Origin of the sequence: Sorangium sp. So ce448, from assembly GCF_051520915.1 — a bacterium.
GTDB lineage: Bacteria > Myxococcota_A > Polyangia > Polyangiales > Polyangiaceae > Sorangium > Sorangium cellulosum_B.
Map to the genome: position 1 here is coordinate 6,191,725 of NZ_CP150343.1, position 25,683 is coordinate 6,217,407.

General features: G+C 69.3%; 16 protein-coding genes and 1 pseudogene. 13 read left to right on the plus strand and 4 right to left on the minus strand.

Going from position 1 to position 25,683, the window contains the following annotated elements; all coding sequences use genetic code 11:
- Positions 1 to 23 precede the first annotated feature (23 nt).
- The 9 genes and pseudogenes from WMF45_RS23320 to WMF45_RS23360 form a co-directional block, all read left to right on the plus strand.
- Positions 24 to 311: pseudogene (locus tag WMF45_RS23320) on the plus strand (PAAR domain-containing protein); the annotation flags it as partial.
- Positions 312 to 417: 106 nt separating this feature from the next.
- Entirely contained in the window at positions 418 to 1,326 is a 909-nt protein-coding gene (locus WMF45_RS23325) for a DUF4123 domain-containing protein (RefSeq protein WP_437719053.1), read from the plus strand.
- Positions 1,323 to 2,111, plus strand: a complete 789-nt coding sequence (locus WMF45_RS23330) for a hypothetical protein (RefSeq protein ID WP_437719054.1) — start codon at positions 1,323 to 1,325, stop codon at positions 2,109 to 2,111. Before WMF45_RS23325 ends, WMF45_RS23330 begins: the two co-directional genes overlap by 4 nt.
- A 916-nt stretch (positions 2,112 to 3,027) precedes the next feature.
- Complete coding sequence (locus tag WMF45_RS23335; protein WP_437719055.1) at positions 3,028 to 3,720, plus strand: hypothetical protein; 693 nt, start codon at positions 3,028 to 3,030, stop codon at positions 3,718 to 3,720.
- 39 nt (positions 3,721 to 3,759) lie between these two features.
- On the plus strand, positions 3,760 to 8,724 hold the full coding sequence (locus WMF45_RS23340) for a type VI secretion system Vgr family protein (protein WP_437719056.1): 4,965 nt from the start codon (positions 3,760 to 3,762) through the stop codon (positions 8,722 to 8,724).
- Between the two features lie 20 nt (positions 8,725 to 8,744).
- Positions 8,745 to 9,635 (plus strand): hypothetical protein, encoded by an 891-nt coding sequence (locus tag WMF45_RS23345; RefSeq protein WP_437719057.1) that lies wholly within the window; start codon positions 8,745 to 8,747, stop codon positions 9,633 to 9,635.
- Between the two features lie 224 nt (positions 9,636 to 9,859).
- Positions 9,860 to 10,687, plus strand: a complete 828-nt coding sequence (locus tag WMF45_RS23350; RefSeq protein WP_437719058.1) for a hypothetical protein — start codon at positions 9,860 to 9,862, stop codon at positions 10,685 to 10,687.
- 186 nt (positions 10,688 to 10,873) lie between these two features.
- Positions 10,874 to 13,300, plus strand: coding sequence for a DUF2169 family type VI secretion system accessory protein (locus tag WMF45_RS23355; protein WP_437719059.1), 2,427 nt, complete (start codon positions 10,874 to 10,876; stop codon positions 13,298 to 13,300).
- A gap of 23 nt (positions 13,301 to 13,323) precedes the next feature.
- A complete protein-coding gene (locus WMF45_RS23360; RefSeq protein WP_437719060.1) occupies positions 13,324 to 14,121 on the plus strand; it encodes a hypothetical protein in 798 nt (265 codons plus the stop codon).
- A gap of 474 nt (positions 14,122 to 14,595) precedes the next feature.
- Here WMF45_RS23360 and WMF45_RS23365 read toward each other — a convergent pair whose 3' ends face one another.
- Positions 14,596 to 15,063, minus strand: a complete 468-nt coding sequence (locus tag WMF45_RS23365; RefSeq protein WP_437719061.1) for a hypothetical protein — start codon at positions 15,061 to 15,063, stop codon at positions 14,596 to 14,598.
- On the opposite strand from WMF45_RS23365, the gene WMF45_RS23370 reads away from it, so the two are divergent.
- Positions 15,062 to 15,826: a CAP domain-containing protein gene (locus WMF45_RS23370; protein WP_437719062.1), complete on the plus strand. Its 765-nt coding sequence runs from the start codon at positions 15,062 to 15,064 to the stop codon at positions 15,824 to 15,826. The two genes, WMF45_RS23365 and WMF45_RS23370, sit on opposite strands and share 2 nt — an antisense overlap.
- Positions 15,827 to 15,861: 35 nt before the next feature.
- Here WMF45_RS23370 and WMF45_RS23375 read toward each other — a convergent pair whose 3' ends face one another.
- The gene (locus WMF45_RS23375; protein WP_437719063.1) at positions 15,862 to 16,422 is read right to left on the minus strand and encodes a hypothetical protein; all 561 of its coding nucleotides are present in this window, start codon (positions 16,420 to 16,422) and stop codon (positions 15,862 to 15,864) included.
- A 309-nt stretch (positions 16,423 to 16,731) separates the two neighbouring features.
- On the opposite strand from WMF45_RS23375, the gene WMF45_RS23380 reads away from it, so the two are divergent.
- Both WMF45_RS23380 and WMF45_RS23385 read left to right on the plus strand, forming a co-directional pair.
- Positions 16,732 to 17,751 carry a lactonase family protein gene (locus tag WMF45_RS23380; RefSeq protein WP_437719064.1) on the plus strand — a complete coding sequence of 340 codons (1,020 nt, stop codon included), beginning with the start codon at positions 16,732 to 16,734 and terminating at the stop codon, positions 17,749 to 17,751.
- A 253-nt stretch (positions 17,752 to 18,004) separates the two neighbouring features.
- On the plus strand, positions 18,005 to 18,559 hold the full coding sequence (locus tag WMF45_RS23385) for a hypothetical protein (protein WP_437719065.1): 555 nt from the start codon (positions 18,005 to 18,007) through the stop codon (positions 18,557 to 18,559).
- A gap of 50 nt (positions 18,560 to 18,609) precedes the next feature.
- Here WMF45_RS23385 and WMF45_RS23390 read toward each other — a convergent pair whose 3' ends face one another.
- Both WMF45_RS23390 and WMF45_RS23395 read right to left on the minus strand, forming a co-directional pair.
- Entirely contained in the window at positions 18,610 to 22,692 is a 4,083-nt protein-coding gene (locus WMF45_RS23390; protein ID WP_437719066.1) for a chemotaxis protein CheB, read from the minus strand.
- A 186-nt stretch (positions 22,693 to 22,878) separates the two neighbouring features.
- Positions 22,879 to 24,066, minus strand: coding sequence for a lysylphosphatidylglycerol synthase domain-containing protein (locus tag WMF45_RS23395; protein WP_437719067.1), 1,188 nt, complete (start codon positions 24,064 to 24,066; stop codon positions 22,879 to 22,881).
- A 315-nt stretch (positions 24,067 to 24,381) separates the two neighbouring features.
- Here WMF45_RS23395 and WMF45_RS23400 point away from each other — a divergent pair, with 315 nt between their 5' ends.
- The gene (locus WMF45_RS23400) at positions 24,382 to 25,674 is read left to right on the plus strand and encodes a PAS domain S-box protein (protein ID WP_437719068.1); all 1,293 of its coding nucleotides are present in this window, start codon (positions 24,382 to 24,384) and stop codon (positions 25,672 to 25,674) included.
- The last annotated feature ends 9 nt before the right edge of the window (positions 25,675 to 25,683 follow it).

Sequence of the window (25,683 nt, forward strand, 5' to 3'; positions counted from 1 at the left end):
GTCGTCGAGGAGCGGAGGGACCGATGCCGCCTGCAGCGCGTGTGACCGACATGCACGTTTGCCCGAAGGTCGAGCCGGGGCCGGTGCCCCACGTGGGCGGCCCCATCCTGCCCGCCGGAGAGCCCACGGTGATCATCGGCTTCATGCCGGCGGCGCGCGAGGGCGACATGGCCGTGTGCGTGGGCCCGCCCGACAAGATCTCCAAGGGCGAGTCGTCCGTGCTCATCGGCAACAAGCCGGCGGCGCGCCTCGGCGACTCGATGGAGCACGGCGGGGTCATCGTCCTCGGGTGCCCGACGGTGCTCATCGGATCGTCGGCGCAGGGGGTGGCGATCGCCGCGGCCAGCGCCAAGCCGTTCTGCGAGGAGTGCGAGAAGGCGAAGCAAGAGGCCGGAGGCTCGCCGTGAGGGGGGCGCGATGAGCGGCGGGCGGCGCGCCATCGTGGAGGTCCGCTGGGCGAAGGCCCCGGTCCGCAAGGTCGTGATCGAGCCGGGGGCGACGCTCCGCATCGGCAGGACCGAGCGGGCCGACCTCGTCGTGCCGGACGATCGGAGCATGTCCGCGGTCCACTGCGAGCTGCGCTGGGACGGCGCTACGTGCCGGATCGCCGACAGATCGCGGGAGGGCACGCTCCTCAACGGCGAGCCCGTGCAGGAGGGCGAGGTCAAGAGCGGCGGCTGGATCCGCGCGGGGGGCACGGTGTTCTCGGTGTACATCGAGGGGGCGACGCCTCCCCGGGCGGAGAGCGGGCTCAAGGGCGACGGCACCGACCGGCTCAGCCCTGCGCAGCAGGAGGTGCTCGCGGCGCTCCAGGCGGAGCCGGCGCCGCTGTTCGCCGTGCTCGATGCGGCCCGCACGCTGCGCGTGATCGAGGTGCTGCGCGAGTCGGTGGAGGAGTACCGCTCGCTCTACGAGGGCATCAAGGGCGAGGCGCTGGCGATGCAGGCGCCCTACCTCGTGCGGTTGCCGAGCGGGGCGCGGCTCCTGGAGCAGCTCGTGCTGGAGGGGTGGGACAAGCGGTGGGGCATTTACCTGACGAGCCGGCGGCCCTTCGACGAGGTGAGGAGGCAGCTCCGGCGCATCACTATGGTGCACAACGACCAGACCGGGGAGCGGATGTACTTCCGGTTCTATGATCCGCGGATGCTGCGGCTGTTCTTGCCGACGTGCGGGGTGCGGCAGAAGGAGCAGATCTTCGGCGAAATCGAGGCGTTTCTGGTGGCCGGGAGAGACGGCGAGCTGCTGCGGCTCACGGCGCGCGAGGCGCCGGCGGCGCTCACGCGTGCACCCGCGCCGGAGCCCGCGGGCCTGGAGCTCGACGCATGATCCGGGTCCACGAGAGACAGCTTGACGAGGTCGGCCGGACCCTGGTGCTCGAGCAGTTCGAGGACGAGATGGTCGTCCACCTGCACGAGTTCTCGGCGCGGCACGCGGAGATCATCGGCGACGACTGGCTGCGTCGCGCCATCCGGCTAGGGATCGAGCGGGCGGCCGTCTACGGCGTGATCAACCCGGGGCTCCTCAAGTCGTATGTCGAGCTGATGATGATGTTCGGCTCCGCGTTTGACGTGGATCCGCTGTACCCGTGGGCGGCCGAGATCCTGCGCGATCCGGGCCCGCCCGACGAGGTGGTCCGGATGAAGCGCCTTTACGAGGCGACGCTCCGCTACCTCCACGCTGTGAGCGCCCCCCAAAAACAGGCGGGGATACAGGCGCTGCGCAACCTGGTGCAATTCCTTGGCGAGGGCGTCCCTCCGGCGGCCCTGCGCGACGAGCAGACGGCCATCGACACGCTGGCGCGGATCTACCCGCAGCGCTGCGCCCACCTGGGCGAGGCGCGGCTCCGGCAGTTCGTCCGCCTGGGCCCGGACGCGGCGGCGCGATATGACGTGGCGACGGACCAGGGGATCGCCGTCGTCACCGGGCTGATGTTCGGGATCGGGTGGGGGGTCGCGGAGGATCCGCTGTGGCCCTGGGTCGGGGCCACGCTGCGCGATCCGGCCAACAAGAGCCCGGAGCGGCGCGCTGAGCGCTTGCAGAAGCGGACGCAGATCTACCTGGAGCGGGCGCTCCGGCACCTCGAAGGGAAGCGCGCCGATGTCGTGCTGTGACAACAAGCCGCCGACACCGCCGGCGCCCACGCCGCCGCCGCAGCCGGTGCAGGCCTGCACCACGCTCACCATCACCTCCCAGACCGTAGTCACCTCCCCGACGAACCGTGGTCGGACACGTATCGGAGTCGGCGAGGAGGTGACGCTCACCGCGACCCCTCCGCCGGCGACGTGGGCGATCACGAGTGGGACCGGGAGCTTGAGCCCGAACACGGGCAGCCACGCGACCGTCACCTTTACCGCTGATGACAACGCTGGGAGCGTGACGATCACGGCTACGGGCTCGGGTTGCAGTTCCACGATCACCTTTACAGTCGTCCAGCCGTCGAACTGGACGATGAGACGCAGCGCCGGAAGCGTCCTGAAGCACACGGCCGGGCGTCCAGACTGTGGCTGGCTGGGGAGCCCTTTCATCCACCCGGATGACGTGAACTTCTACAGGATCGAGATCCGTGAAAAGGATTCTCAAGCGGTTGCGCACGGTTGCTTCAGCCCGACCTTTGATGGACTCTGGCATGGGAATTATCCCCCACCGGATCGGGTGAGCGGCTGGGTTCCGGTTATCAGCCACACCTCCGCGCATGGATCCGTGGTCGGTGCGACCGACCAAATTTACGCCTCTGCTCCCGCATCGGCTGGGACGGCACCTCCGTTCACAGTGGGGGACGTCTATGTGCCTATCGCCTGGCAATGGCATGTCGTAGGGAACGCGACGGCCCACGATTTTCCTGTTACGCGCCAGGAGCACGAAATTTTTGCGACTGGACGGGCTGAAGCGCGAAAAGGGGGGAACACGGAGCACTGCATGTACAACGATCCACCGGGGACACCCTTCTGAGCCGATATGTACGACTTCGCGGGACAATGCCACGGGCGGACCGGACTGTACCGGTCTTCCGCTGCGATGGTGCTTGGGATGCTCTATGCGACCGCCATCCTGTTCGGGATTGGGTGCAGGAGAAGCGAGCAACCTGACGTGGCGGGCGTCATGAGCAGCCGACCAGAGGCCGGACGAACGATTAGTCCATCAGAGACCAGCACAATGACGAGCAACCAAAAATATCTGGATGAAGCTCAGGCTCATATGAAGGAGTTCGATGCCCAGCTGGAACCGGAGCGGCTCCGCGAGGCATACATGGCGCTTGAAAATGTGAGCTTGTCGGCGGAGCGAGATCCGGCGACCCGCTCCTTGGTGCGAGCGAGCTGCCTGTCTTCGTGGCTGCGTCTGCTCCAGGTGGTGGATCACTTCCTCGATCCCAAGTTTGACGTTAACGATGTCCCCTTCCTGCTCGTCCAGCCGCCCCCGACCTCGACAGGCGTCGTATATCCCCCCGGTGCCGACCCCGCCCTGATAGACGATCCCGTGGCGCGCGCCCAGTACGAGAATGCTGTCGCCGCCAATCGGGAAAAGCTCGAAAAGTATCGCATGCAGGTTCAACTCCACCGTGTGAGCGAGCGTCTAACGCCCCGCGCAGAGGCGTTCATTCGTGATTCGTACACGTCCGATCCCAGTGACCAGGCAGAGCTGAGGGCGGCCATCGACCAGCTCATCACCAACCCGGCGCGGAAGGCTGTGCTGTCGAAGCTTCTCTCGCCCTTGATGCCTTAACGTCGCCTTCAGCGCTGGAGCTCCTCGAGAGATCACTCGATGCCCAACCTGGACCTCATCTTCGCCTCCGGCGAGACCTCCCTCTCGGTGAGCCGCTTCGCCGTCCAGGAGGGCATCTCCAGCCTTTTCACCGTCACCGTCTGGGCCCTCTCCGACGACCCCAGCATCGACCTCGACACCATCGTCGGCAAGGCGGCCTCCTTCCGCGCGGCGAGCGGCGCCTCCTTCGCCCCCCTCGGCGGAGAGCGCCACTGGGCGGGCGTCTGCGAGCACGTGGCGCTCGTCCGGGCCGAGCCGACGGGCACGTCGATGTACCAGATCCGCATCGTACCCACGATGTGGCTCCTCACCCAAAGGCGCAATCACCGCATCTTCCAGCGCCTCTCCACCCCGGAGATCGTCGACAAGGTCCTCACCGAGTGGAGCATCGAGCCCGCGTGGAAGCTCGATCGCACCCGCTATCCCAAGCTCGAGTACAAGGTCCAGTACGGGGAGAGCGACCACGACTTCGTCTGCCGCCTGCTCGAGGAGGCGGGTATCGCCTTCACCTTCCCCGAGGACGCCGCCGACGTCTCCAGGCTCACCTTCGACGACAAGCTCCATACCGGCGAGCCACGCTCCGCGCCACCGCTCCACGCAACCACCAGCGACATCGGGATCACCGACCGGGAGATAGCCCGGCAGATCCACCTCGGCCACGACGTCCGGCCGGGAGCCCGCGTCGTCCGCGATCACGACTTTCGCAACCCGAGCTTCGCCTTGCTCGGCAACGCCGAGAAGGCGGCGGCGCCGGAGGACCGGTACGAGCAGTTCGATTACCAGCCGGGCGGGTTCCGGATAGCATCCAGGGGATCCGGCGACACGCCGCTCGCCGACGACAAGGGGGCGTATCGGCACGACCAGGCCTACGGCGACGCGCTCGCCCAGCGCAGCCTGGAGGGCGAGCGGGTCCAGAAGCGCGCCGTCGCCTTCGAGACCAACACCGTCGATCTCTGGCCGGGCGCCGTCTTCTCCATCGAGAACCACCCGCACTCCGAGCTCGCCGGCGGGCGACCCCTGCTGGTCACCGGCTTCTTCCTGGAAGGCGAGGTCGGGCGGGAGTGGCACATGGCGGGGACGGCGGTCTTCACCGCCTCGCCCTATCGCCCGCGGGCCACGGTTCACAAGCCTCGCCTCCACAGCGTGCAGAGTGCCACCGTCGTGGGGCCGCCAGGGCAGGAGATCCACACCGACGAGTTCGGCCGGGTGCGCGTCCAGTTCCCGTGGGATCGCGAGGGGAACAAGGACGACAAGAGCTCGATCTGGATGCGGGTCCGCCAGGAGTGGGCGGGGACCGGCTTCGGGATGATCACCATCCCGCGGATCGGACAGGAGGTGCTGGTCGCCTTCCTCGACGGGGATCCCGATCAGCCGATCGTCGTCGGCCGGCTCTTCAACATGACCCACCCCGTGCCGCACACGCTGCCAGAGAACAAGACCAGGAGCGACTGGAAGAGCAACACCTCGCCCGGCTCCGCCGGGTGGAACGAGATCATGCTCGAAGATCTGGCGGGGAACGAGCTGGTCTATCAGCAGGCGCAGAAGAACCTGCGCCGCCTGGTCAAGAACGACGAGACCATCACCGTGGGGCACGACCGGGACAAGGGCGTCTCGTCGGACGAGACCGACACCACGGTGGGCCAGCGCGTCGAGGAGACCGACAAGGACCGGATCGAGCAGATCGCCGGCGACCGCACGACCGCGGCGAAGAAGCTCTTCGCCGCGCACGTGAAGGGCGACGAGATCGAGCGGACGCTCGGCACGCGGCTCGTCCTGACGAGCAAGGACGAGCACATCCTCGTCAAGAAGACCAAGCGGGAGATCGACCACATCGACCTCCACCTGCACGTGAAGGGAAGCCACAGCGAATCTGCCGGCGGGTACTCGCTTTCCACCTCGTCGCAGCAGGAGAAGGTGGGCAAGAAGAACGCGCTGGAGACGGGGCTCACCCTCCACGAGAAGGCCGGGACGGTGCTGGTGGCCGAGGGCAGCTCGTCGGTGACGATCAAGGGCCCCGGCGGCTTCATCACCATCGGCCCGGGGGGCGTCGACATCGTCGGCACGCTGGTGATGATCAACGAGGGAGGGGCGCCGGGCTCGGCGCCGGACGCGCAGCCGGCACGCTCGGAAAAGCCGAAGGAGGGAAACGTCGATGCGCCGCCAATGAAGCTCGCGCCGACTCCGCCACCTCCGCCCCCTGCTCCTCCTCCGCCTGCTCGAGAACAACCTCCGTCCCCTGCTCCTCCTCCGCCTGCTCGAGAACAATCTCCGCCGCCGCCGGAGCGTGTCAACCCGCTGCTTACGCCGAAGAAGCTGGTAGTGGTGGTGCGCAAAGTTGCCCAAAAACCCGGAGGGGGGGCGATAGAGCCTTACACCAGCCCTACCCGGCACGCGCTTCAGCTCAAGACCGACGCGCCGTTCGATGGGACCGGCACGTTCACCTGTCCCGGGGGCAAGGTGAAGTTCTTCTCGGCGGCGAAGGGTGGAACCGAGATCAAGCTCGACGGAACCGACAACGTCTTCAAGCCGGGCGCCGCCCCGGCGTGGGCGGGCGCCGCCACGCTGAACGGAGGAGTGACGGTCTTCGTCGAGGGCGTGAGCCCCAGTGCGGCGCTGGACGACATCACCGCCGAGCTCGCGCTCTCGGGCGGCTCTAAGCCAGTGGGGCCGCCGGCCAAGGCGACGATCACGAGCGTCGAGGTGACGCTCGACATTTGCAATCCGCGGCCCGCTGCGCGCGCGGAACCGTCGCCCCTGTCGCAGGACGACAAGGTGTGGCTCGGCCGCAACCTACTCGTGCAGGACGCGATCAACCAGTTCGAGCGGGCGCAGCTCGTCATCCAGCAGGTCAAGCCCACCGCGTTCAAGGGCGAGCTCGTCCTCACGGCGAAGAACGACCACGTCGCCGTGTTCCGCGACGAGAAGCCTCCCGCCGCGTCGGGTGAGGCGTCCCTCCTGCCGTACACCATCGCGACCGATAAGATACCGGCCGGCGGCGACAAGCTCTGGGCGCAGGGCGCCAAGCCGAGCGCGGACATGCGCGACACCGGGTTCCTGCTCAGCATCAAGGGCGTGGACGACGAGGGAGACGAGGTCGCGGCGACGGCGGTGCAGATCACGCTCGATCTGTGCCAGAGCCGGACGGCGATCGGCGGCGATCCCGCGCCGCTCTCGGCCGACGACAAGATCAAGGTCGGCCGCTTCATGCATGAGCAGGACACGGGCAATCACCACGGGCGCGCGCTGCTCATCGTTCGCAAGGTCTTGCCGGACAAGTTCGACGGCACGCTCGTCCTCGAGAGCCTGAGCGCGACCACCGAGCTCTTCCCCAACGAGGTCCCCACCGCGGGCGAGGCCGCGACGGCTGTTCCGCACGAAATCGACTACAAGACAGAGAAGAACGAGGACAAGAGGCTCTGGGTTCAAGGCAAGACGGTGAGCGGCGCGCTGTGCGACGCGGGGTACTTCCTCCACCTGAAGGGAGACAATAAGACCAACGCCGACAACGTTCGTGTCACCGTGTGCAAGTTGACCGACCTCAAGGCTGATATCCCCTCGACGCCAGCCAACACGGTCCGCAACCGCGCGACCGGCGGAACCAGCAACTCGCCGGTCCCGCGGCACACGCTCGTCCTGGCCGCAGGCGGCGCCGCGGCTGCCTCGGACTACGATCCCGACTACACCGCCAACGTGCCGCTCGTCTTGATCGAGAAGTCCGTCCGCGACACGGACAAGATCAAGCTCAGCGTCGTCGTCCAGCCGGCAACGGCAAAGCCGTTTGTGCGCTGGAGCATCGCGCGCGACCGCCGCACGGACGCGCCCCAGGGCGATCACGCGGACATTGTCGCCCTCCCTGGCAACAGCGACGACCCGGGCCTCACCCCGGACGCGGCGAACAAGCTCGAGGCCGCGCTCACCGCCAACGCGGTGGGGAGCTTTCACATCCTGCCCTTCATCGATAACAACGGCAATGGCACCAACGAGTTCGACGACGCGAGCGGCAAGCGCATCGATCGCGAGCCCTATATCTGCATGAACCTGGTGCTGGTGCGGGTGCAGGGGGTGAGCAATCTCTGCGTGACCAACAACGCCGCCGGCTCTCGTGACATTATCACCAGGTCGAACGACTATTTCGGAACGGGGGCGCTGACCGTGCCGATCGGGGTCAGGACGGGCGACTTCGCGGGGACCGGAAATGACGCCATTACCATGAAGGTCATCGCCCGCGTGATCGGCGGCGGACAGGACGGCAAGCGCGGGCTGGATCAGGTCTTCGCGGGCTGGAACAACAACGAGCTCGACAGCCCCTCGAGCCCCGGCCCCGGCGGGCACGGCGAGGACGTGACGCACACCTTTCAGAAGCGTCTCCCTCCGCCGAACCCCCCGGCGCGCACGCGCTGCTTCTGGAGGATGGACGGCGCCGAGATCGCGGGGCCCATCCTCGACGCCGGCGCCTTCTCGCGTCCCAACCGGGGCACGGGTGGCAACACCTGCACGTCGACGAACGGGTCCCCCGGCATGCCCATCGTCAAGAACGACGATCGATCGCGCATCGGCCAGAGGTGGGAGGTCACGAACCCCGACAGCCCGGGCGGGCCCATCCGCCTCGAGCACCCAGCCGACGTCAACGTGATGCCGGCGACAGCGCGAAGGACGTTGCGCAATTTCAAGTTCAACCTCGACTGGCAGTGCGCCCTCCTCTTCTGGACGAATCGGAACGGAGTGCCGGGAGCGGCCGACCAACCCGCATGCCGCCTGTACTCGACTGTCTCGACCAACACCTGGCGCGTCCGGCTCGAGAGCAGCTTCGACGACAACTTCGTGGAAACGCGCATTGTGCGCAAGACCGTAACCATGATCAAGGACGCCGACCCGACACGCCGGGCAACGCCCGTCGACGGCTCCGGGCTCGAGACGCGGGCGCCCGGCGGGGTCGACCAACTCGTCGCTGACGTTCCATTCTGAGCAAGCAAAGGAGATGATCGATGATCCCGTACCGGCCCGACTCACGGTCGGAGATCCTGCGCGCAGCGCGGATCCTATGCGTGCGGATCGACTCGGCCCTGGCCGACCTGTTCCACCCCGTGGCGCCGAACCTCCAGGAGCGTAAGGTGGCGCTCGCCCTCACGCTCCTCGCCGTGAGCAAGGGAGAGGTGGCGGAGGCGCCGGGAGACAAGATCTCGATCCGCGTTACCCAGGCCGAGAATCTCGGGAGCCGCTTCACGGCCGTGCCCGGCGTCTGGTCGCGCATTGACCTCTCGCCCGGGTCCGAGTTCGTCGCTTTCACGGGGCCGGACGGGGCGAGCGCCGCGGAGGCGCTGGCAGATCCCGTGTGCTTCCGGCTGGCTCCCGCGGATCCCGCGGCGGGCGACGTGGCCGACGTCGACATGGCCGGCTGTCCGGAACTCCGCCTCGCCGGCCTGCTCGATCGCCTTTGCGGCAGCGAGGCGCGCTTCGGCCCCTTCTTCGCCCGCTACCTTGCCGACCGGCTACCCGATGCGTTCCCGGACCGCCGCGCGGATCTCGACGCCGTCCTCCGCGTGCTCGAAGCGCCCGCGCTTGGCACCTCGTCGCGCTTCGTCCTCTGTGACGGCGCAGTGGGAAACTTCATCCTGTGGAGCCCGCTGTCGAGGGAGCTGATGCCACCGTTCGTGCTGAGCTTGTTCCGCCTCCTCCTGCTCCCGGAGGCGGCCGACCTCCACGAGAACCTCACGAGCACGTGGATCCCGAATCTCGTGGGCATCGAGGGGGGGATGGAGCGGCTCGTCGCGGACGACGTCTTCGCTGGCGACCCGCTCCGCGCGCAGGCCGCGGGCGCGCTCGCACAGGCAAACCTCCCTGGGGCCGGTCCACTGCTCGCCTGGGTTCAATCATGAGCGGCATGACGACTCTGGCTGCCCTGATCGTCGCGCTCTTGGCCGGCGCCTGTCGCGCGTCGGGCGCCGGGAGTCCTTCCTCCGAGGGCAGGCCAGCGGATGCAGCGGCCGGCACACCGACGAACGCTTTCACGGGCGCCCGACCAGAGATGGCTGTAGCGAGAGTCGTTTCCGGTTCTCCTTCCGTCATCCTGCGCGCAGTGCACATCGCGGTGCTCACTGTCGTGAAAATCGACGAGGGCCCATGGGAGCTCGGACCGCTGCGCAGCGAGGTCCAGGAGTTCCATCTCGAGGTCATCCTCGCCGACGCGCTCAAGGGCGCGATCGCCGCGAAGGCGGGCGACCCGATCCACATCTCCGGCCACCGATCGCGCCCCGGACCGCGCGAAGCTAGCGTGCCGCCGGGGGTGTGGTCATCGGTCGACCTCGCTGTCGGCGCGCGGCTTGTCGCCTTCAGCAGTGCCTCGTCGCCCCACGCCGCGCTGGTCTTCGCCGAGCCCGCGCTGCTCCGCATGCTCCCGTCGGCTCCGGCCGAGGACGAGGTCCGCCGCGCGCTCACCCTCGAGCGCGCTGGAGGGCCGCTCTCGGCCCGGATCCAGACCGTCACTGAGCCGCCCGCGCTGTCACCGCTGTTCGGGGAGTACGTCGTGGCGCGCCTCGCCGAGGACACGCTGTACCGCGACGCGGTGGGCTTCGACCAGGTGATGGCCTGGCTCGAGGATCCAGGGCGTTCACCGTCCTTGCAGATGTTCGTAATCCAGTCCCTCGTCGGCAAAGTCCTCTTGACCGAGCCGAACCCACCCGGCTTCACCGAGCGGCTCGCGCTCGCGACATGGCGCGTCTTGAGTTCAACCCAGGACGAAGCGCTCGCCACACAGATCGTTGACACCTACCTGCCGAACCTGCTCGGTCTCGAAGGGGCGGCGCCCTTCAAGAGCGTGCAGACAGTCTTCCATGGCGACGAGGGGGCGAGGACCCTCGGGCGCGAGGCCCTGCTGCGTCGGCCTGCGGGTGGGGCGCGCGATCGGCTCCTCGGCTGGATAGGCCGCTGAAGAGCGGTCCACAAATACCGCGGCGTGACGACCGCGACCGTGCGGGCGCTCGCGATCCGGTGACCTCAACTCCCGTCGACGGATTTCTCCTGCATCGCTCGGATTGGTTCGCGTGAAGACGCACCTCGACGCCGTCCCCAAGCGTGTAGATAGTAACGCGCCACGAGTCGCTGTATGAGCAAGCACATGGCTGGCGAAGTCTCCGTCCTCGGGTTGTCCGACATACCGGTCGGCTGGCTGACCTGGCAGCGCCCGCCGGCCAAGCCGGTGCTCACAGTCGTCTGCCGGGCGACCTTCGTCCTCCGTCCCGGCGAGGCGGTGCTCGCCGAGGAGCAGCAGCCGCTGGCCGCCGCCGAGCGGCCCTACCCCGACGGCGCCAGCCTCGGGCTCTACGCGCCCGCTGACCTTGTCCCGATGAAGCCGCGCGCGGACGTGCTCCTCGTCGGGCACGCGTTCGCTCCTGGGCGGCAGCCGGTGCGCTCGCTCATCGCCCGGCTCGCGGTCGGCGAGGTGGACAAGCGCGTCGAGGTCTTCTGCGATCGGCAGTTCGACCTCCAGGGGGCGCTCCGTGAGGGCCCGCCGTTCGCCCGCATGCCGCTCGTGTACGAGCGCGCCGCGGGGGGACCGCAGACCCCGAACCCGATCGGCGTGCGCCCCGACATGCGCGACATCTACGGGCGCCTCGCGCTGCCCAACCTCCAGCCGCCGGGTCTCGAGATCGCGTCAGCGAGCGATCCGATCGCGCCCATCGGCTTCGGTCCGATCGCGAACGGCTGGCTCTCGCGCCGCGCGTTGCTCGGCCCCGCCGCGGCCGCGCGGCTGCCGGACACCTGGCACGATCAGGTCCTGCCCAGCGACCTCGATCCTGAGCATTTCCAGGCGGCGCCCCGCGATCAACAGGTGCAGACGCTCCGCCCCGACGAGCGGCTCACCCTCGAGAACCTGCACTACGAGCACCCGCGGCTCGTCACGCGGCTCCCAGGGATCGGCCCTCGAGCGTTCGTCGAGGGCCTGGGCGCGCCGAAAGCGGTGGCGATGCGGGCCGACACGCTCTGGATCGATGCTTCTTGCGGGCTCTGCACGATGACGTGGCGCGGCCAGGTCCGCCTCGAGCACGCGACGCAGCCCGTGCAGGTCTTCGTGGCCATGGAGGAGCCCGGGCGCGAGCTCGCGTGGGAGGATGTCAAGGAGCTCCGGGACGCGAGGGCCAGCGCCGAGGACGGCACCTCCACGGTGCTGCAATCGAGGGGCACGGTCCTGGCGCCCCTGGAGCTGACACCGGCGCGAGGCTCGCCTCTGCCCTTCTCCGCTCCGCAGACCCCACAGGCACCCCGCGAGACCGCAGACGATTCGGTCGGGCTGCCGTTCCAGCCTCCGGGCGCGCCACGTCCGCAGCGGCTGCCCACCCCGCCGCCGCCGTCGGACAGCGAGACCAGGACCATGGACATTTCCTCCGCCCAGGCGGCGCCTGCCATGGTCGCGCCGGCGCCGCCGCTCGAAAGCCCGTGGGCCGAGAGCCCGTGGGCTCGAGGCGCCGCAGCGCCCGGCGCCGCTCCGCCCGGCGCCGCTCCGCCCCCAGGAAAGCTCCCCGCCGCGCCGATAGCGCCGCTCACCGCGCTCGCATCCGCGACCGCCTCTCCGCTCCCCGTGGCGCCCCCGCTGATCACCCCACCTGCGGTCGTCGCCCCTCCCCTCCCCGTGGCGCCCCCGCCGATCACCGCATTTGCGGTAACCGCCTCTCCGCTCCCCGTAGCGCCCCCGCCGGTCGCCGCCCCCGCGAAGAGCGCCCCGCGCTCACCGCCCGCATGGTCGCCGCTGCGCGCCGCCACGCCCGAGGCGCTCAACCTTGTCTGGTTTCACCCTCCGTGCCTGCCGCGCCTCCGCAAGGACCCCCGCTTCGCACCGGTGCTCGACGCGCTCGACGAGCAGCCGCTCGATCGCGATCTCGATGATCCGGCGCACGCCGAGACCACGGCGGACATCGAGGACTGGCGCGAAGCGTTCGAGATCCTCGCGCGCGGCGCGGTCAGCTCGGAAGGCGTCGCGGCCGCGCTCGCCGGGGCCACGCTGGCCGACGGGCGGCTCGTGCAGCCGCTCGTCCTCGTGGCAGGAGAGCTCGTCTTCGCATTCGATGAGCTCGAGTCGCTCAAGGCGATGATCTCCGCAGCCGCGCCCCAGGCCAGCGCAGATCCCGAGGCCAAGGGGATCCTCGATCTGGCCAAGGAGTTCCTGGGCACGCCGGGGATACCCGGCGCGCCGGTCGTCGCCGAGGGCCTCGAGGCGCGCATCCGCGAGACCTTCGAGAAGCGCGACCTCGTGCCGCCAGGCCAGCTCGACGCGCTCGCGGAGCGCGCGCTGCTCGGCGGCCACCATTTCCAGCGCCGGGCCGTCTTTGGCGCGCCTCACGTGCGCGCGCTCCTCCACGGCCTGCCCGATGGGCCGATCCCCACGTACCTGGGCGAGGCGGTCGCGGCGAAGCTGCCCGCAGCGCAGCGCCTGCGTGTCCGACTGCTCGCCCACGTGCACCCCGCGGCGGATCAGCAGGAGACGCACCCGGCGGCGCTGCGCGCGGCGGCGCTCGGCGTCGTGAGCCCATCCATGGTGCGCCGCTGAGCCAACCAGGAGCATAATGCGCCATGCCCGAGACGCTGGAGCTTGTCTGGATCGATCCCAAGAGCGCGGCGCGCATCCGCAAGCGACCGCCCTGGCAGCGCCTCGTCGACGACGCGCAGCGGGATCCACGCGCCACGGAGCCCGGCGAGCCCGAGCTCCCCAGCCAGACCGTCCCGCCGGAGGACCGCCGCGACGTGTTCTTGATCCTCGCGCGCGCCACCGCGACGGACAGCAGCGGCGTGACCGCGGCGCTCTCGGAGGCAGTCCGCGAAGACGGCAAGTTCGCGCCGCCGCTCGTGTTCGTCACGGGAGAGCTGCGCTTCCCCTTCGACGAGCTCGAGATGCTGAAAGCCGCCGTGACCACGGCCACGCCCTTCACCGGCGGTGACGAGTCGCTGGAGACGGCACTCTCTTCCGCGAACGATTTCCTGAGCACCCCAGGCCTGCTCACCGCGCCCGCCGTCGTCGACGGGCTCACGGACCGCATCCGCCAGGCTTTCGGGCGAGTGCGGCGCGCCGTGCCCTCAGGCTACCTCGATGCGCAGATCGAGCGGGCGCTCCTCGAGCACCGCCGTTATCAGAAGCGCCTCTTCGACGGAGCGCCCCACCTCCGCGCGCTGCTCCACGGACCCGGCGACAAGGCGCCGATGCTCGTGTACTTCCCGGCCGATGTGGCCACGAAGCTCCCGCTGTACCAGCGTTTTCCCGCTCGCCTCATCGCCGCCGCGCACCTCTCCATGGATCAGTTCGAACCGCACCCCTTCGCGCTCCAGGCCCTCGCGCTTGCGCGTCAGATCCCGCGGGCAACGCCGCACCGGTGAGAGTCCCGCGCTCGACATCTTGCCCCTATGCCCCGTCTATGTTGCGCTGCGCTCCACGTCACGCAGCCCCCTCGAGTGGGCCAGCTTTCATAAGGTCGTCAGCCGCGCTATGCGGTCAAGCTTCCGCTGCTGGGCGCAGGCGGTAGTGCCGAGATCACCTGCGACGCGCGGGTGTTGATCGATCTGAGCTGTTCGAGACCACAGGTTCACAGCTGAACATTCGCCTGCACGATACGCGCGCGACCTTCATCACCATCAAGCTTGCGCTCGGTCGCACGAAGACGAGGATCTCGGATCGCACCTGCCTCAGCTCGAGCGACCATGCAACGCCCATGACATGTCACGCCCTCACCGTGACATGTCTTGCCAGGCGCCCCGGCGGTAGGCGGAAGCACCAATGAAGGGAACCGCCGCCTCGCAGGCTCTGGAGCCAATGCGGCCTCTCCAATGCATGAATAAGTCGTTGATACAGCATCACCTTCTGAGGAGGCAGATCGCGTCAAAAAAAATATTCTGTCCACCCGCGCAGATCCCGCAATTGGGGCTTGACGTTTCCGGAGCGTTTCGATCTCCTTCCACCATGAAGACGGCTTTCTCTCGCTTTCGACTCGTCGCATCGACGGTGCTCCTCGTCGCGGCCGCCGCGTCCTGCAGCAGCGAAGATGCCGATCCTGGCACGTCAGGTTCGTCGGGCGGCTCGCCGCCGGCCGGCGGGACGGGTGGAACAGCCGCGAGCAGCGGCGGCGCGGGTTCAGGCTCGGGCGCCTCGAGCGCCGGAGGATCTGACGGCAGCTCCACGGGAGGTTCGTCCGCGGTCGGCACCGGAGCAGGCGGCGGCTCGGCAGGCACGGCATCCGGGGGTTCGGGAGGGTCGACACCCGAGACGGGCGATCGCTCGCCGGAAGGCACCTGCGCGCGCTTCAACGCCGACACCGCCGACATGAGCGAAGGCACGTGGAGCGGCTCGCTGGATCCCGAGTGCGACCCGGGAGACATCTCTCCCGAGGGTCGAGCGAACGCGCTCCGGCTCTTCAATCTGTACCGCTGGCTGGCGGACTTGCCCCCGGTCGTGACCGAGCCCACCCGCGACGCGCAGGCCCAGGCCTGCGCGCTCATGATGGACGCGAACAATTCGCTCTCGCACGAGCCGCCGGAGAGCTGGAAGTGCTACTCGAAGACAGGCGCGGACGGCGCGAGGACGAGCAACATCTCGAGTGGCCCCGGCGTCGCGAGCGTTCAGGGCTATCTGATCGACCCCGGGAACGAGACGACCTTCGGCCACCGGCGCATCATCCTCGCGAACGATCTCGGCCCGATCGGCCTCGGCTCTACCGGCAAGAACGGCGCCTCCTGCATGCAGAACATCGGAGGGACGGGGCGCGCCGGCAAGGAGTGGACGGCCTGGCCTCCACCCGGGGTGTTCCCGATCCAGGCGTACGGCGACCGCTGGAGCTCACTCAGCGACACCGGCTGGTCGATCCAGAGCGAGGACATCGAGCTCGAGGACGCCGACGTCACGATCACGAGCGGCGGTGCCCCTCTGGCCGTCGACGTGGAGCCGCTCCAGGGGCGCTACGGCTCCACGAACGCCATCCGCATCGTGCCGAACGGCTGGGACCCTGAAGCCGGCAACACCTACTCCGTGAGCGTCTCCGGGATCTCGGCGACCATCGCCTACGACGTCGTGTTCGTCGACTGCGAGTAGAGGATTCTCGTTCCCCTTCAGCTCCGGCAAGAACATCATTTCGGGACCTTGACGTCGAGCTTGCCGAGGCGCGCGAGCAGCGGGCCCCGATCCTCCATCGCCACGCCGACGAGCCTCCGCGCAGACGCGTCGTCGAGCTTCGGGACGGATCGCGCTGCGAATCGCGCCTCCTCCGCGGCGGGGACCTGGAAGATCAGGTGGTAAACGCCGCTGTTCGAGACCGCGAGCACGCGCTGCGTCTCCCCCAGGCCGAGCAATCGACAGAGCGCCGCGGCAAGGAATCCCGCGGCGGCGCGAGCGAGAGCGCCGCCGCGAAGCGAGAGCGAGACGTGGTGCTCTCGTCCGGCCTCGCCGGCCTCGGCGACGGTATAGACCACGGCGATGTCGGCGGACGTGATGAACGCATTGCCCTCGGCGAACGGGTCCGCGGGCGGGCCCCCCCCGGGGGGCTTGAGCGCGGTGTCCCTGGCGCGGCCGAGCCCGCGCGAGAGCTCGATCAGGTGGTCCGGCGAGAACAGCCGATCGTAACGCGGCCGCTTCATCGCGAACCGGTAGACAAGGAACACCACGAGCCCGACGAGCAGCCATTTCAGCATCGGACCTTGCACCTCCGCGCCCAACCACCGAGACAGACCATCACGCCCGCGGCGAGCGGCCCATCGCCGCAGCATGCGCCTTCTTTCGTCCCATGGCGAGGCATCGTGCCGGTCCCCGCGCGATTCGTCCACGGGGTTTCACCTCTGCCGTCGCCTCTCGCGCAGCCGCGCCTCACGCCCTTGCGGCTCGGCTTGCCTGATGGCGCGCGTCGCTGCGACGTGGGCAGGCGCGACGCCCGGCGCGGGAGCTGTGGCGTGACGCCGGCCCGATGGTGGATACTGGCGCTGGCCTCCAGCCTCTTCGCCGCGATGACCCAAGCCGCCACCTACGTCTACGTCTCCAACGCCGAGAGCTCCGAGATCTCGGTGCTGCACCTGGACCCCGCCGGCGGGTCGCTGGCGCCCGTACAGACCGTCGGCATCGACGGCCAGGCCGGGCCGCTGGCGGTCTCGCCGGACCGGCGCTTCCTCTACGTCGCGCTGCGCACCGAGCCCCACGCGGTGCAGAGCTTCGCGCTCGACGCGGCGAGCGGGCGGCTCACGCCGCTGTCGGCGGCGCCGCTGCCCGACAGGATGTCGCACCTCATCACCGATCGCAGCGGGCGCCATCTCTTCGGCGCCTCCTACGGCGGCCACAAGACAAGCATCAGCCCGATCGGCCACGACGGCACGGTGGGCGCGCCTGCCGCGGTGTTGCTCACCGGCCGCCATGCGCATGCCACGCTGGTGGATCCGTCGAACCGCTACGTCTTCGTCAGCGCCCTCGGCTCGGATGTGGTCGTGCAGTGGCGCTTCGACGCGGCCACTGGCCAGCTCACCCCCAACGATCCGCCGGCGCTGCCGGTGCGTCCGCAGGCCGGCCCGCGCCACCTCGCGTTCGCTCCCGACGGGCGCTTCGTCTACCTGCTCAACGAGCTGGACGCGCGCGTCGACGTCCTGGCCTTCGACGCCGAGCGCGGGACGCTGGCGCCGGTGCAGAGCCTCTCCACGCTGCCCGAGGGCTTCTCTGGCAAGCCCTGGGCGGCCGACCTGCACCTCACGCCCGAGGGCCGCTTCCTCTACACGTCGGAGCGCACCTCCAGCACGCTGGCCGGGTTCAGCGTCGATGCCCAGACCGGCCGCCTGAGCCTGGTCTCGCATGCGCCCACGGAACAGCAGCCGCGCGGCTTCCAGATCGACCCCGGCGGCCGCTGGCTCGTCGCCGCCGGGCAGCTCTCGCATGCGGTGCGTGTGCACGCGATCGACCGCGAGAGCGGCCGGCTCACCTCCTCGACGTCGACCCCGGTGGGCCGCGGTCCCCACTGGGTGGAGATCCTGAGCTTCCCCTGATCGGAGCGCCGCGCGCGACGGCCCCCGGCTGGCGAAACTGGCGGTGCGCGTGGCGGCCGCCAGGTCCCGGAGCGCGGAGAGGGCCCAAAGATCCGGCAAAAAGGCCGCGGCACACCGCTCGCAATAAGTGCCCACCAGAACGCCGCGAGGTCCGACCTCGCGCTGGTCCCCGCCGTTGCGGGACAGCGCGAAGCCCGGAAGCGGCGTGTTAGCCCGAGCCGGCGCCACGCGCCGCGCTCGGATGGAGGCACCCATGTCGGTTCGTCATGCCATGTCCATGAGTCTCCCTGTCCTCGCGCTCGCCTGCTCCACCGCGCAAGGCGCCACCCCGGAGCCCCCGGAGAGCACCCCACCGCAGCACGACGACGCTGCGGCGCCGGCCGGCTCGACGAGCGCGAAGAGCTTCGTCGACGCCGCGTCGTATTTCACGAGCCCGGACGAGATCGACGCCTGGTACGAGCTGCTTCGCGCGCTGAACGACGACTTCGACGTCGTGTGCGGCGACACGTTCTGCGAAGGCGATTTCAGCAACTACGAGCCGCTTCGATTCCGTTGCTCCGTCGAGGAGCACGCCGGGACGATAGGCAGCTGTGTGTGGATCCTCGCCGCGAGCATGGAGGAGATCGTGCCTTCCACGGGGGATGTGGAGGTAGACGCGAGGATCTTCCTCTGCGAGATGCCCGTCGCCCCGGGGACCGCCGTGACCGACCTCGTCGAGGCGCTCGCGGCGCCGGCAGGTCGGGCGATCGACGCCGCGCTCCCCGGAACGGACAGATCGCTCTACGACGGCCTCGTCGAGTGCCTCTGACAGCCCGCCGGCGTCGATGAGCTTGCTCGCTCGGTGAGGAGGCGTGGCGCTCAGGAAGAGCCCGTCGGGCGAGCGCTTCCGGCGCCGCTCTCGCCCCTCACCGGCTCGCCTTCGGCGAGCAGCCGCTTGAGCGTGCCGAGATCGACGGGCTTCACGAGGTGCTCGTCAAACCCGGCCTCGCGCGCCCTCTCGCGGTCGCCCTGCTGCCCGTAGCCGGTGAGCGCGATCAGGTAGACGTTCTTGTGCTGGGGTTTCTCCCGGACGCGGCGCGCGAACTCGAGGCCGTCGATCCCCGGCAGCCCGATGTCCACGATGGCCACGTGCGGGAGCACCTCGTCCATGAGCTCGATCCCCGAGATCCCGTGAGACGCCGAATGACACTCGAACCCGGCGCGCGCCAGGAGCGCGCAGAGCGCCTCGCGGCCGTCGTCGTTGTCCTCCACGACGACGACCCGCGATCTCCTGGGGAAGTTCGCGAGGAGAGCGCCGCGCGTCGCCTCCTGCTCGGATGACGGCTCGGAGATCGGCAGCCGCACCTCGAACTCGCACCCTTTGCCCTCCCCGTCGCTCCGCGCGCTCACGGTGCCGCCGTGCTTTTCAACGAGGCCCCGGACGAGGGTGAGCCCCACGCCGAGCCCTCCCGCCGATCGGTCCAGGGTGCGGCTCGATTGCACGAAGAGCTCGAACACCGTGTCGAGCATGTCCTTCGGGATCCCGACGCCGTCGTCCTTCACGCGGACCACCGCGTGTCCGTCCAGGCGCTTGGCCTCCAGGGTGACGTGCCCCCCTCGCGACGTGTACTTCGCGGCGTTGTTGAGCAGGTTCACGTGAACCTGCTGGAGCCGCGCAGGGTCGCCCTCGACCCAGATCGGCTCTTGATCGACCACGACCGAGAAATCGACGCCGCGGGTGTCCATGAGGTTCTTCACCGCGTCGGCGGCGTCCTTCACCACCGTGCCGAGGTCGAGCACGCGCTTTCGAAGCTCGATCTTGTTCTGCGTGACGCGGCTCGCCTCCAGCAGATCGTCGAGCAGGCGCGCCATCTGCGCGGACTGACGCTCGAGGATCTGGACGACCTTCTCGTCGAGCCCGGACGCGCCGGAAGGCGCGGAGCAGTCTTCCTTGAGCAGCGCCGTGGCGTGGACGATCGCGCCAAGGGGGTTGCGGAGCTCGTGCGACAGCATGGCGAGGAACTCGTCGCGCCTGCGTACAGCGTCCTTGATCTGTTCCTCGGATCGCTTCTGCGCGGTGACGCTCCGGAAGATCCCGATGATACCGACGATGTGGCGCGCCGCATCGATGAGCGGGAGCCGCGTTACGAGGTCCCACTCCACGAAGCCATCCTGCCGCACGCGCTGCTCCAGCTTGTAATGCTGCGCCTCACCGGTCCGCAGCACCACCTCGTCCTCCTGGTGAACGGCGAGCGCCGCCTCGTACCCAGGCAGCTCGAAGCCGGTCTTCCCCGCCGCCTCGCCTGGATCGGAGAGGCCGAGGCGCTCGGCCATGGCGTGGTTCGTGCGAATGAACCGGCCGCGCGCGTCCTTGAAATAGATCGCGTCGGGCACGCTGCGGAGCAGGCTGTTCAGGAGATAGCGCTCGTGGAAGAGCGCGTCCTCCGCCGCTTTCAGGCCGCTCACGTCGATGAGCGTGAGCACGACCCCCGCGATGGTGCCCTTGGCGCGGTAGGGGAGGACGCGAAGGAAGAACGAGCGACCATGCCGGTCGCGCAGCTCGCGCTCCACGCGCTCCCCCGTCGCGAGCACGCGCTTGAGATCCGCGGTGAGCTCCGGGTGGTCGACCGCATACGTGAACGTCTCGATCGGCCTGCCGACGTCCTGCAAGAGCAGGTTGAAGCTCTCCGCGATCTGCGGCGTGAATTTCCTGATCTTGAGCTCCCTGTCGAGGAAGATGGTGCCAATGTCCGTGCTCGACAGGAGGTTCTCCATGTCGTTTCCGAGCTCGGTGAGATCGGCGATCTTCCGCTGGTACTCCGCGTTCACCGAGTAGAGCTCCTCGTTGACGCTCTGCAGCTCCTCGTTCGTGCTCTGCAGCTCCTCGTTGGAAGCGAGGAGCTCCTCGTTCGCCGCCTGCAGCTCCTCGTTGCTCGCCTCGAGCTGCTCTGTCATCGCCTGCAAGGTCTGCTTCGTGTGACCGAGCTCCGCCTCGAGCGCGCCGAGCTGCTCGCGCGATACGTCGTCCAGGTCGATCTCGATCTCCGGCACCGCCGCCCGCCGCGGCGCCCCGTCGATCGCCTCGAAGGTGATGAGGACGTGGGGCAAGGTGCCTCGTCGGCTCTCGACCCGGCGCATCGTGATCTTGTAGGTGCCGCCCTCCGCTTGAACCCCCTTGAACACGATCGCCGTGCGCTCCTTGATGACGCGCCGGAGGCCCCCCGTGAGCACCATCTTGAGGTCGCAGTCCAGCATCTCGAAGGCGTCGAGCCCCTGTCTGCCGTCCTTGACCTTGAGGAACCGGCTCGCGCCGCCGAACGCGTGGACGAGCTCCCCTGTGTCATTGACGAGGAGGCTCGGAGGCATGAACTCGTCGAGCAGCGCGTCGTAGGTCCCGAGCAGGTGCGACGCCGGGTGTCGCGCGACGGGCGCGGTGATCCCCGAGCGCGGGGCGCTCCGGGGCTTCGGCGATACCGGCTGGAAGCGGGGCTCGACCTGCATCCGCCGGTCGCTGTACTTCCGGTAGATCCGCCATTGCTTGTCGACGATCTCGAAGTCGTGCGCGAGGTGCCCCGGCGTCTCGCTGGGCCCGAGGAAGACAACGCCCCCGCGGTTGAGCGCGAAGTGAAAGAGGCTCAGGACCTTCTGCTGCACCGGCGGCTGAAGGTAGATGAGCATGTTGCGGCAGCTGATGAAGTCGACGCGCGTGAACGGCGCGTCCTTGATCACGTTGTGGTGCGCGAAGACCACCACCTGGCGGAGATCCGGGACCACCTGGTAGCTGCGTCCGCGCCGGATGAAATGCCGCTCGAGCCGCTCTGGCGAGACGTTCATCACCGCCTCTTCCTCGTAGAGCCCGCGCGTCGCGATCTCGAGCGATCCATGGTGCACGTCGGTCGCGAAGACCTTGAACGGGCGGTGGCCGGTCCGGGATGTGAGCTCGTGGAGGAGGATGGCGAGCGAATAGACCTCTTCGCCCGTCGCGCAGCCGGCGACCCACACGCGGAACGGGGCGTCCCGCGGTCCCGCGCGCAGGAGATCCGGGAGCACCGAGCGCTCGAGGATGCCGAACGCCTCCTCGTTCCGGAAGAAGCGCGTCACGCCGATCAGGAGATCACGGTAGAGCACGTCGAGCTCGCTCGACTTGCTCTTCAGGCGCTTGACGTACTGTTCGACATCGTCCGTATGCGCGAGCTGGATCCGTCGCTCGATGCGCCGTGTGACGGTGCTCGGTTTGTAGTGCGTGAAATCGATGCCGAACTGCTCCTCGAGCATCCTGTAGACCGCGCTCATCCCCTGATCGACACTGGCCGCGTCCCGCTCCGGCCGGTGCCCCTTGGACCTCACGTGCTCGAGGAGGACGCGCGGCATGTCCTGGGGTGGCAGGACGCAGTCGGCCACACCGGCGTCTCTCGCGGTCTTCGGCATCCCGTCGAACTGCGCGCTGTCGACGTCCTGCACGACGACCAGCCCGCCCGCGTCGTGGACCGCGCGGATCCCCCGTGAGCCATCGCTGCCGCCCCCGGAGAGGACCACGGCGATCGCCCGCGGGCCGCAGTCCTGCGCGAGGGATCGAAAGAACACGTCGATGGGCAGCGCGAGCTCCTGGTCGCGATCCCGCTCGCTGAGGAGGAGGCGGTCGCCGGAGATGATCATCTCCTTCTTCGGCGGGATCAGGTAGACGTGGTCGGGCTCGACCAGCATGCCGTTCTCGACGAGGTGAATGGGCAGCTCGGTGCGGCGCCCGAGGATCTCGTCCATCAGGCTCTTGAAGTCCGGCGACAGATGCTGGACCACGACGAAGGCCATCCCGCTCTCCTTCGGGATGTTCTCGAAGAAGTGCTCGAGCGCCTCGAGCCCCCCCGCCGAAGCGCCGATTCCTACGACGTAAGGCGCCACCTCTGGCCGGACTGTGCGGGTTCTTGTCTTCGGGGCGTCGCGCACCTCGCGCTCGGTCGACATGACCGACCTCGACGGCAGCAAGCGTGCCCAGGCTGGGGCCGCTGGCGAGCGCCTGCCCAGGGGCCAAAATCCCCGGAATTTCAGCGGTGGGCGGACGTCAGATGTGTGGCAAATTGCCTCACTGCGCGCCCCATGTGGTGCTCTTGCGGCGCAGCGACGGCCTCGTCACCTCGTCACCACACCGTCTCATCCTCTCGTCGCATCGCTCCCCGTCATGGGGGCGGGCGCCGGGCAGAATGCCGCCCGGCCGCCGAAGAACACGAGAAGGCCGAGCGCTATCCACACGAGCTCCTTGGCGCGCTTGACGAGGACGAAGGCGGCGCCCACCGTGGCGGCGGCGGGCACGCCGAGGGCGGTCAGGAAGGCGACATAGCCGGCGTCCTGCACGCCGAGCCCGGCAGGCACCATGAAGGCGGCGGCGCGGAGGAGCGCGAGGACGACCTCGAACGAGAGGACCTCGGACAGCGAGACGTCGACCCCGAGGAGCCGGAGGAAGAAGTACGTCTCGGCCCCCTCGGCGAGCCACATCCCGAGCAGCAGCAGCGCCGCCGCCGCGAGCGCCGAGCGACGCTCCCCGAGCGCGGCCGCGTGCCGGTCGGTCGCGGAGAAGGTTGCCTCTCTCGCCTCGATATAGGCCTTCACGCGCTGGCCGGGCAGGCGCTTGAGCCACGCGAAGACCCGCGACGCGACCGTGCCCGAGAGGAGCGCGCCCCCGAGCGCGAGCGCCACGGCGAGCAGGCCGAGCCCCGAGAGGACCACGAGCCACGGGAGCCCCGGCCCGCCGATCAGGGGTCGCGAGGCGCGCTCCAGGTGGCCAGAGCCGAGCGCGAGGGCGATCGCGACATACGCCGCGTTCGCGAGGACGATCAGCGCCCTGCGCGCCGCGATGCCGGCGACGGCCTGCGGCCCCGGGATCCCGCACCACCGGTGCAGCAGATAGAACGTGACCGACTCGGAGAGGGCGGCGCCGGCGGGGACGCTCATGGTGAGCGCCTCGGTCGACAGCGTGAGCGCGAGATACCGGGAGAACGGCGCGTGGCGGCCGGACGCGGGGTTGCGCGTGCGCGTGCGCGTGCGCGTACCAAAGACGCGCCGGCTCGCCTCGGCCTGGAAGAGCCGCGCGACGAGGTTGGGGACGAGGGCGAGCGCCATCATCGGAGCTCCCACGGAGGCGATGAGCGCCGCGACGCTCGGGAGATCCGCGCCGCGCAGCGTGCTCCAGAGCGCCGCCGCCGCGACGGCGACCCCGAGCCACCTCAGCGCGACGGCGCCCGCGCCCGGACGGGATCGCGCCCCGGGGAGAGGCTCATCGTGGGCGTCAGGGGCAGCGTCAAGGGCAGCGTCAGGGGCAGCGTCAGGGGCAAGAGGAGTCATCGCACGATCGCGCTCCGGCGCCGGCCGAGGGCCTGAGGTCGAGGGCGAGTGCTCGTATCGCGCAGGCGCGTCCCGCGCTGATGTCATGGGCGCAACGCCGCGGCGACACGTCGTGGCACGCCGTGAACCGCGCGGAAGTGCGTCGAGCTCGTCCGCTCCGGTCGAGCGCGCCCGACGCGCCCGGGCAGCCGACGAGCGCGCGGCGTGACGCCGGGATCGGCTATCTTCCTTGTTCGTTGGAGACGCGCGGGAGGGGCGAGCGGCTCCTCCGCGGGGTGGGAGGGGGCGGCCGGCAGGATGGAAGGAAGAGCGAACGTGGAGACGGATCAGGACGGCATCGAGCGGCTCCGGGTGGAGAACGCCGGATTGCGCAAGGAGATCGACAGGCTCCATGAGCAGCTGCGGCGCCAGGAGGAACGGACGCGGCTGATCCTGCAGGCGGCCGGCGAGGGGTTCCACGTCGTCGGGATGAACGGCGAGATCCTCGACTGCAATCCATCCTTCGCCGGCATCGTGGGTTACGACCGGAGCGAGCTCCTGACGATGAACATCGGCGAGATCGACCCGCGGCCGACGCACGAGGTCGTCATGGTCATCGAGGAGATCAAGGCCAGGGGGTCGCTCCGCTTCCTCGCGAGGCACCGTCACAAGGACGGCCACCTGATCGACGTCGAGGTGAGCTCTCACCTCGTCCAGAGCGGTGATGAGCAGTTCTTCTCGGCCTTCTCGCGCCCCCTCACGGAGCAGCTGAAGCGCGAGCAGGCGCTGCGCGAGAGCGAGCAGAAGTTCCGGGCGATCTTCGACGAGACGTCGATGTTCATCGGCCTGCTCACCCCGCACGGGGACCTGATCGAGTGCAACCGGACGATGGCCGATTTCACCGGGGCGCGGCCGGGCGAAGCGCGCGGCGGGCCGCTCTGGCAGGCGCCGTTCTGGGTCGGCGGAGCGAGCGCTGGGGAGCGGATCAGGGAGTGCGTCCGCCGGGCAGCTTCGGGCGAGCCGTCGTCGTGCGAGGTGAAGATCCACGGGCCCGGCGGGCGCGTGGCGACGCTCGACCTCAAGATGAAGCCGATCCTCGACACGCTGGGCCAGAGCGTCCTCCTGATCGCCGAGGGCTACGACGTGACCGAGCTCCGGCGGGCCGAGGCGGAGCGCGCGGCGCTTCAAGCGCAGATGATCGACGCGCAGGAGGCGACCATCCGGGAGCTCTCGACGCCGCTCATCCCGCTCGACGCGGGGATCCTGGTGATGCCCCTCGTCGGGCGGCTCGACCGGGTGCGCATCGAGCAGCTGCTGGAGCGCTTGCTGCAGGGGGTGGTGGCGCAGCGCGCGGCCACGGTCATCCTCGACGTCACCGGCGTGGCGGTGGTCGACGCCGAGATCGCGGACTCGCTGATCAGGGCGGCCCAGGCGGTCAAGCTGCTCGGCGCGGAGGTCATCCTCACCGGCGTCGGCCCCGAGGTGGCGCAGACGATGGTGGGCATCGGCATCGACCTCCGGGAGATCGTCACGCTGAGCTCGCTCCAGAGCGGGCTCCACCACGCGCTGGGGCGCTCACGCCGCGGCGGCGGGAGGAGAGCGAGCGGCCCGCGGCGCCGCGACGGGTGACGGGCTGCG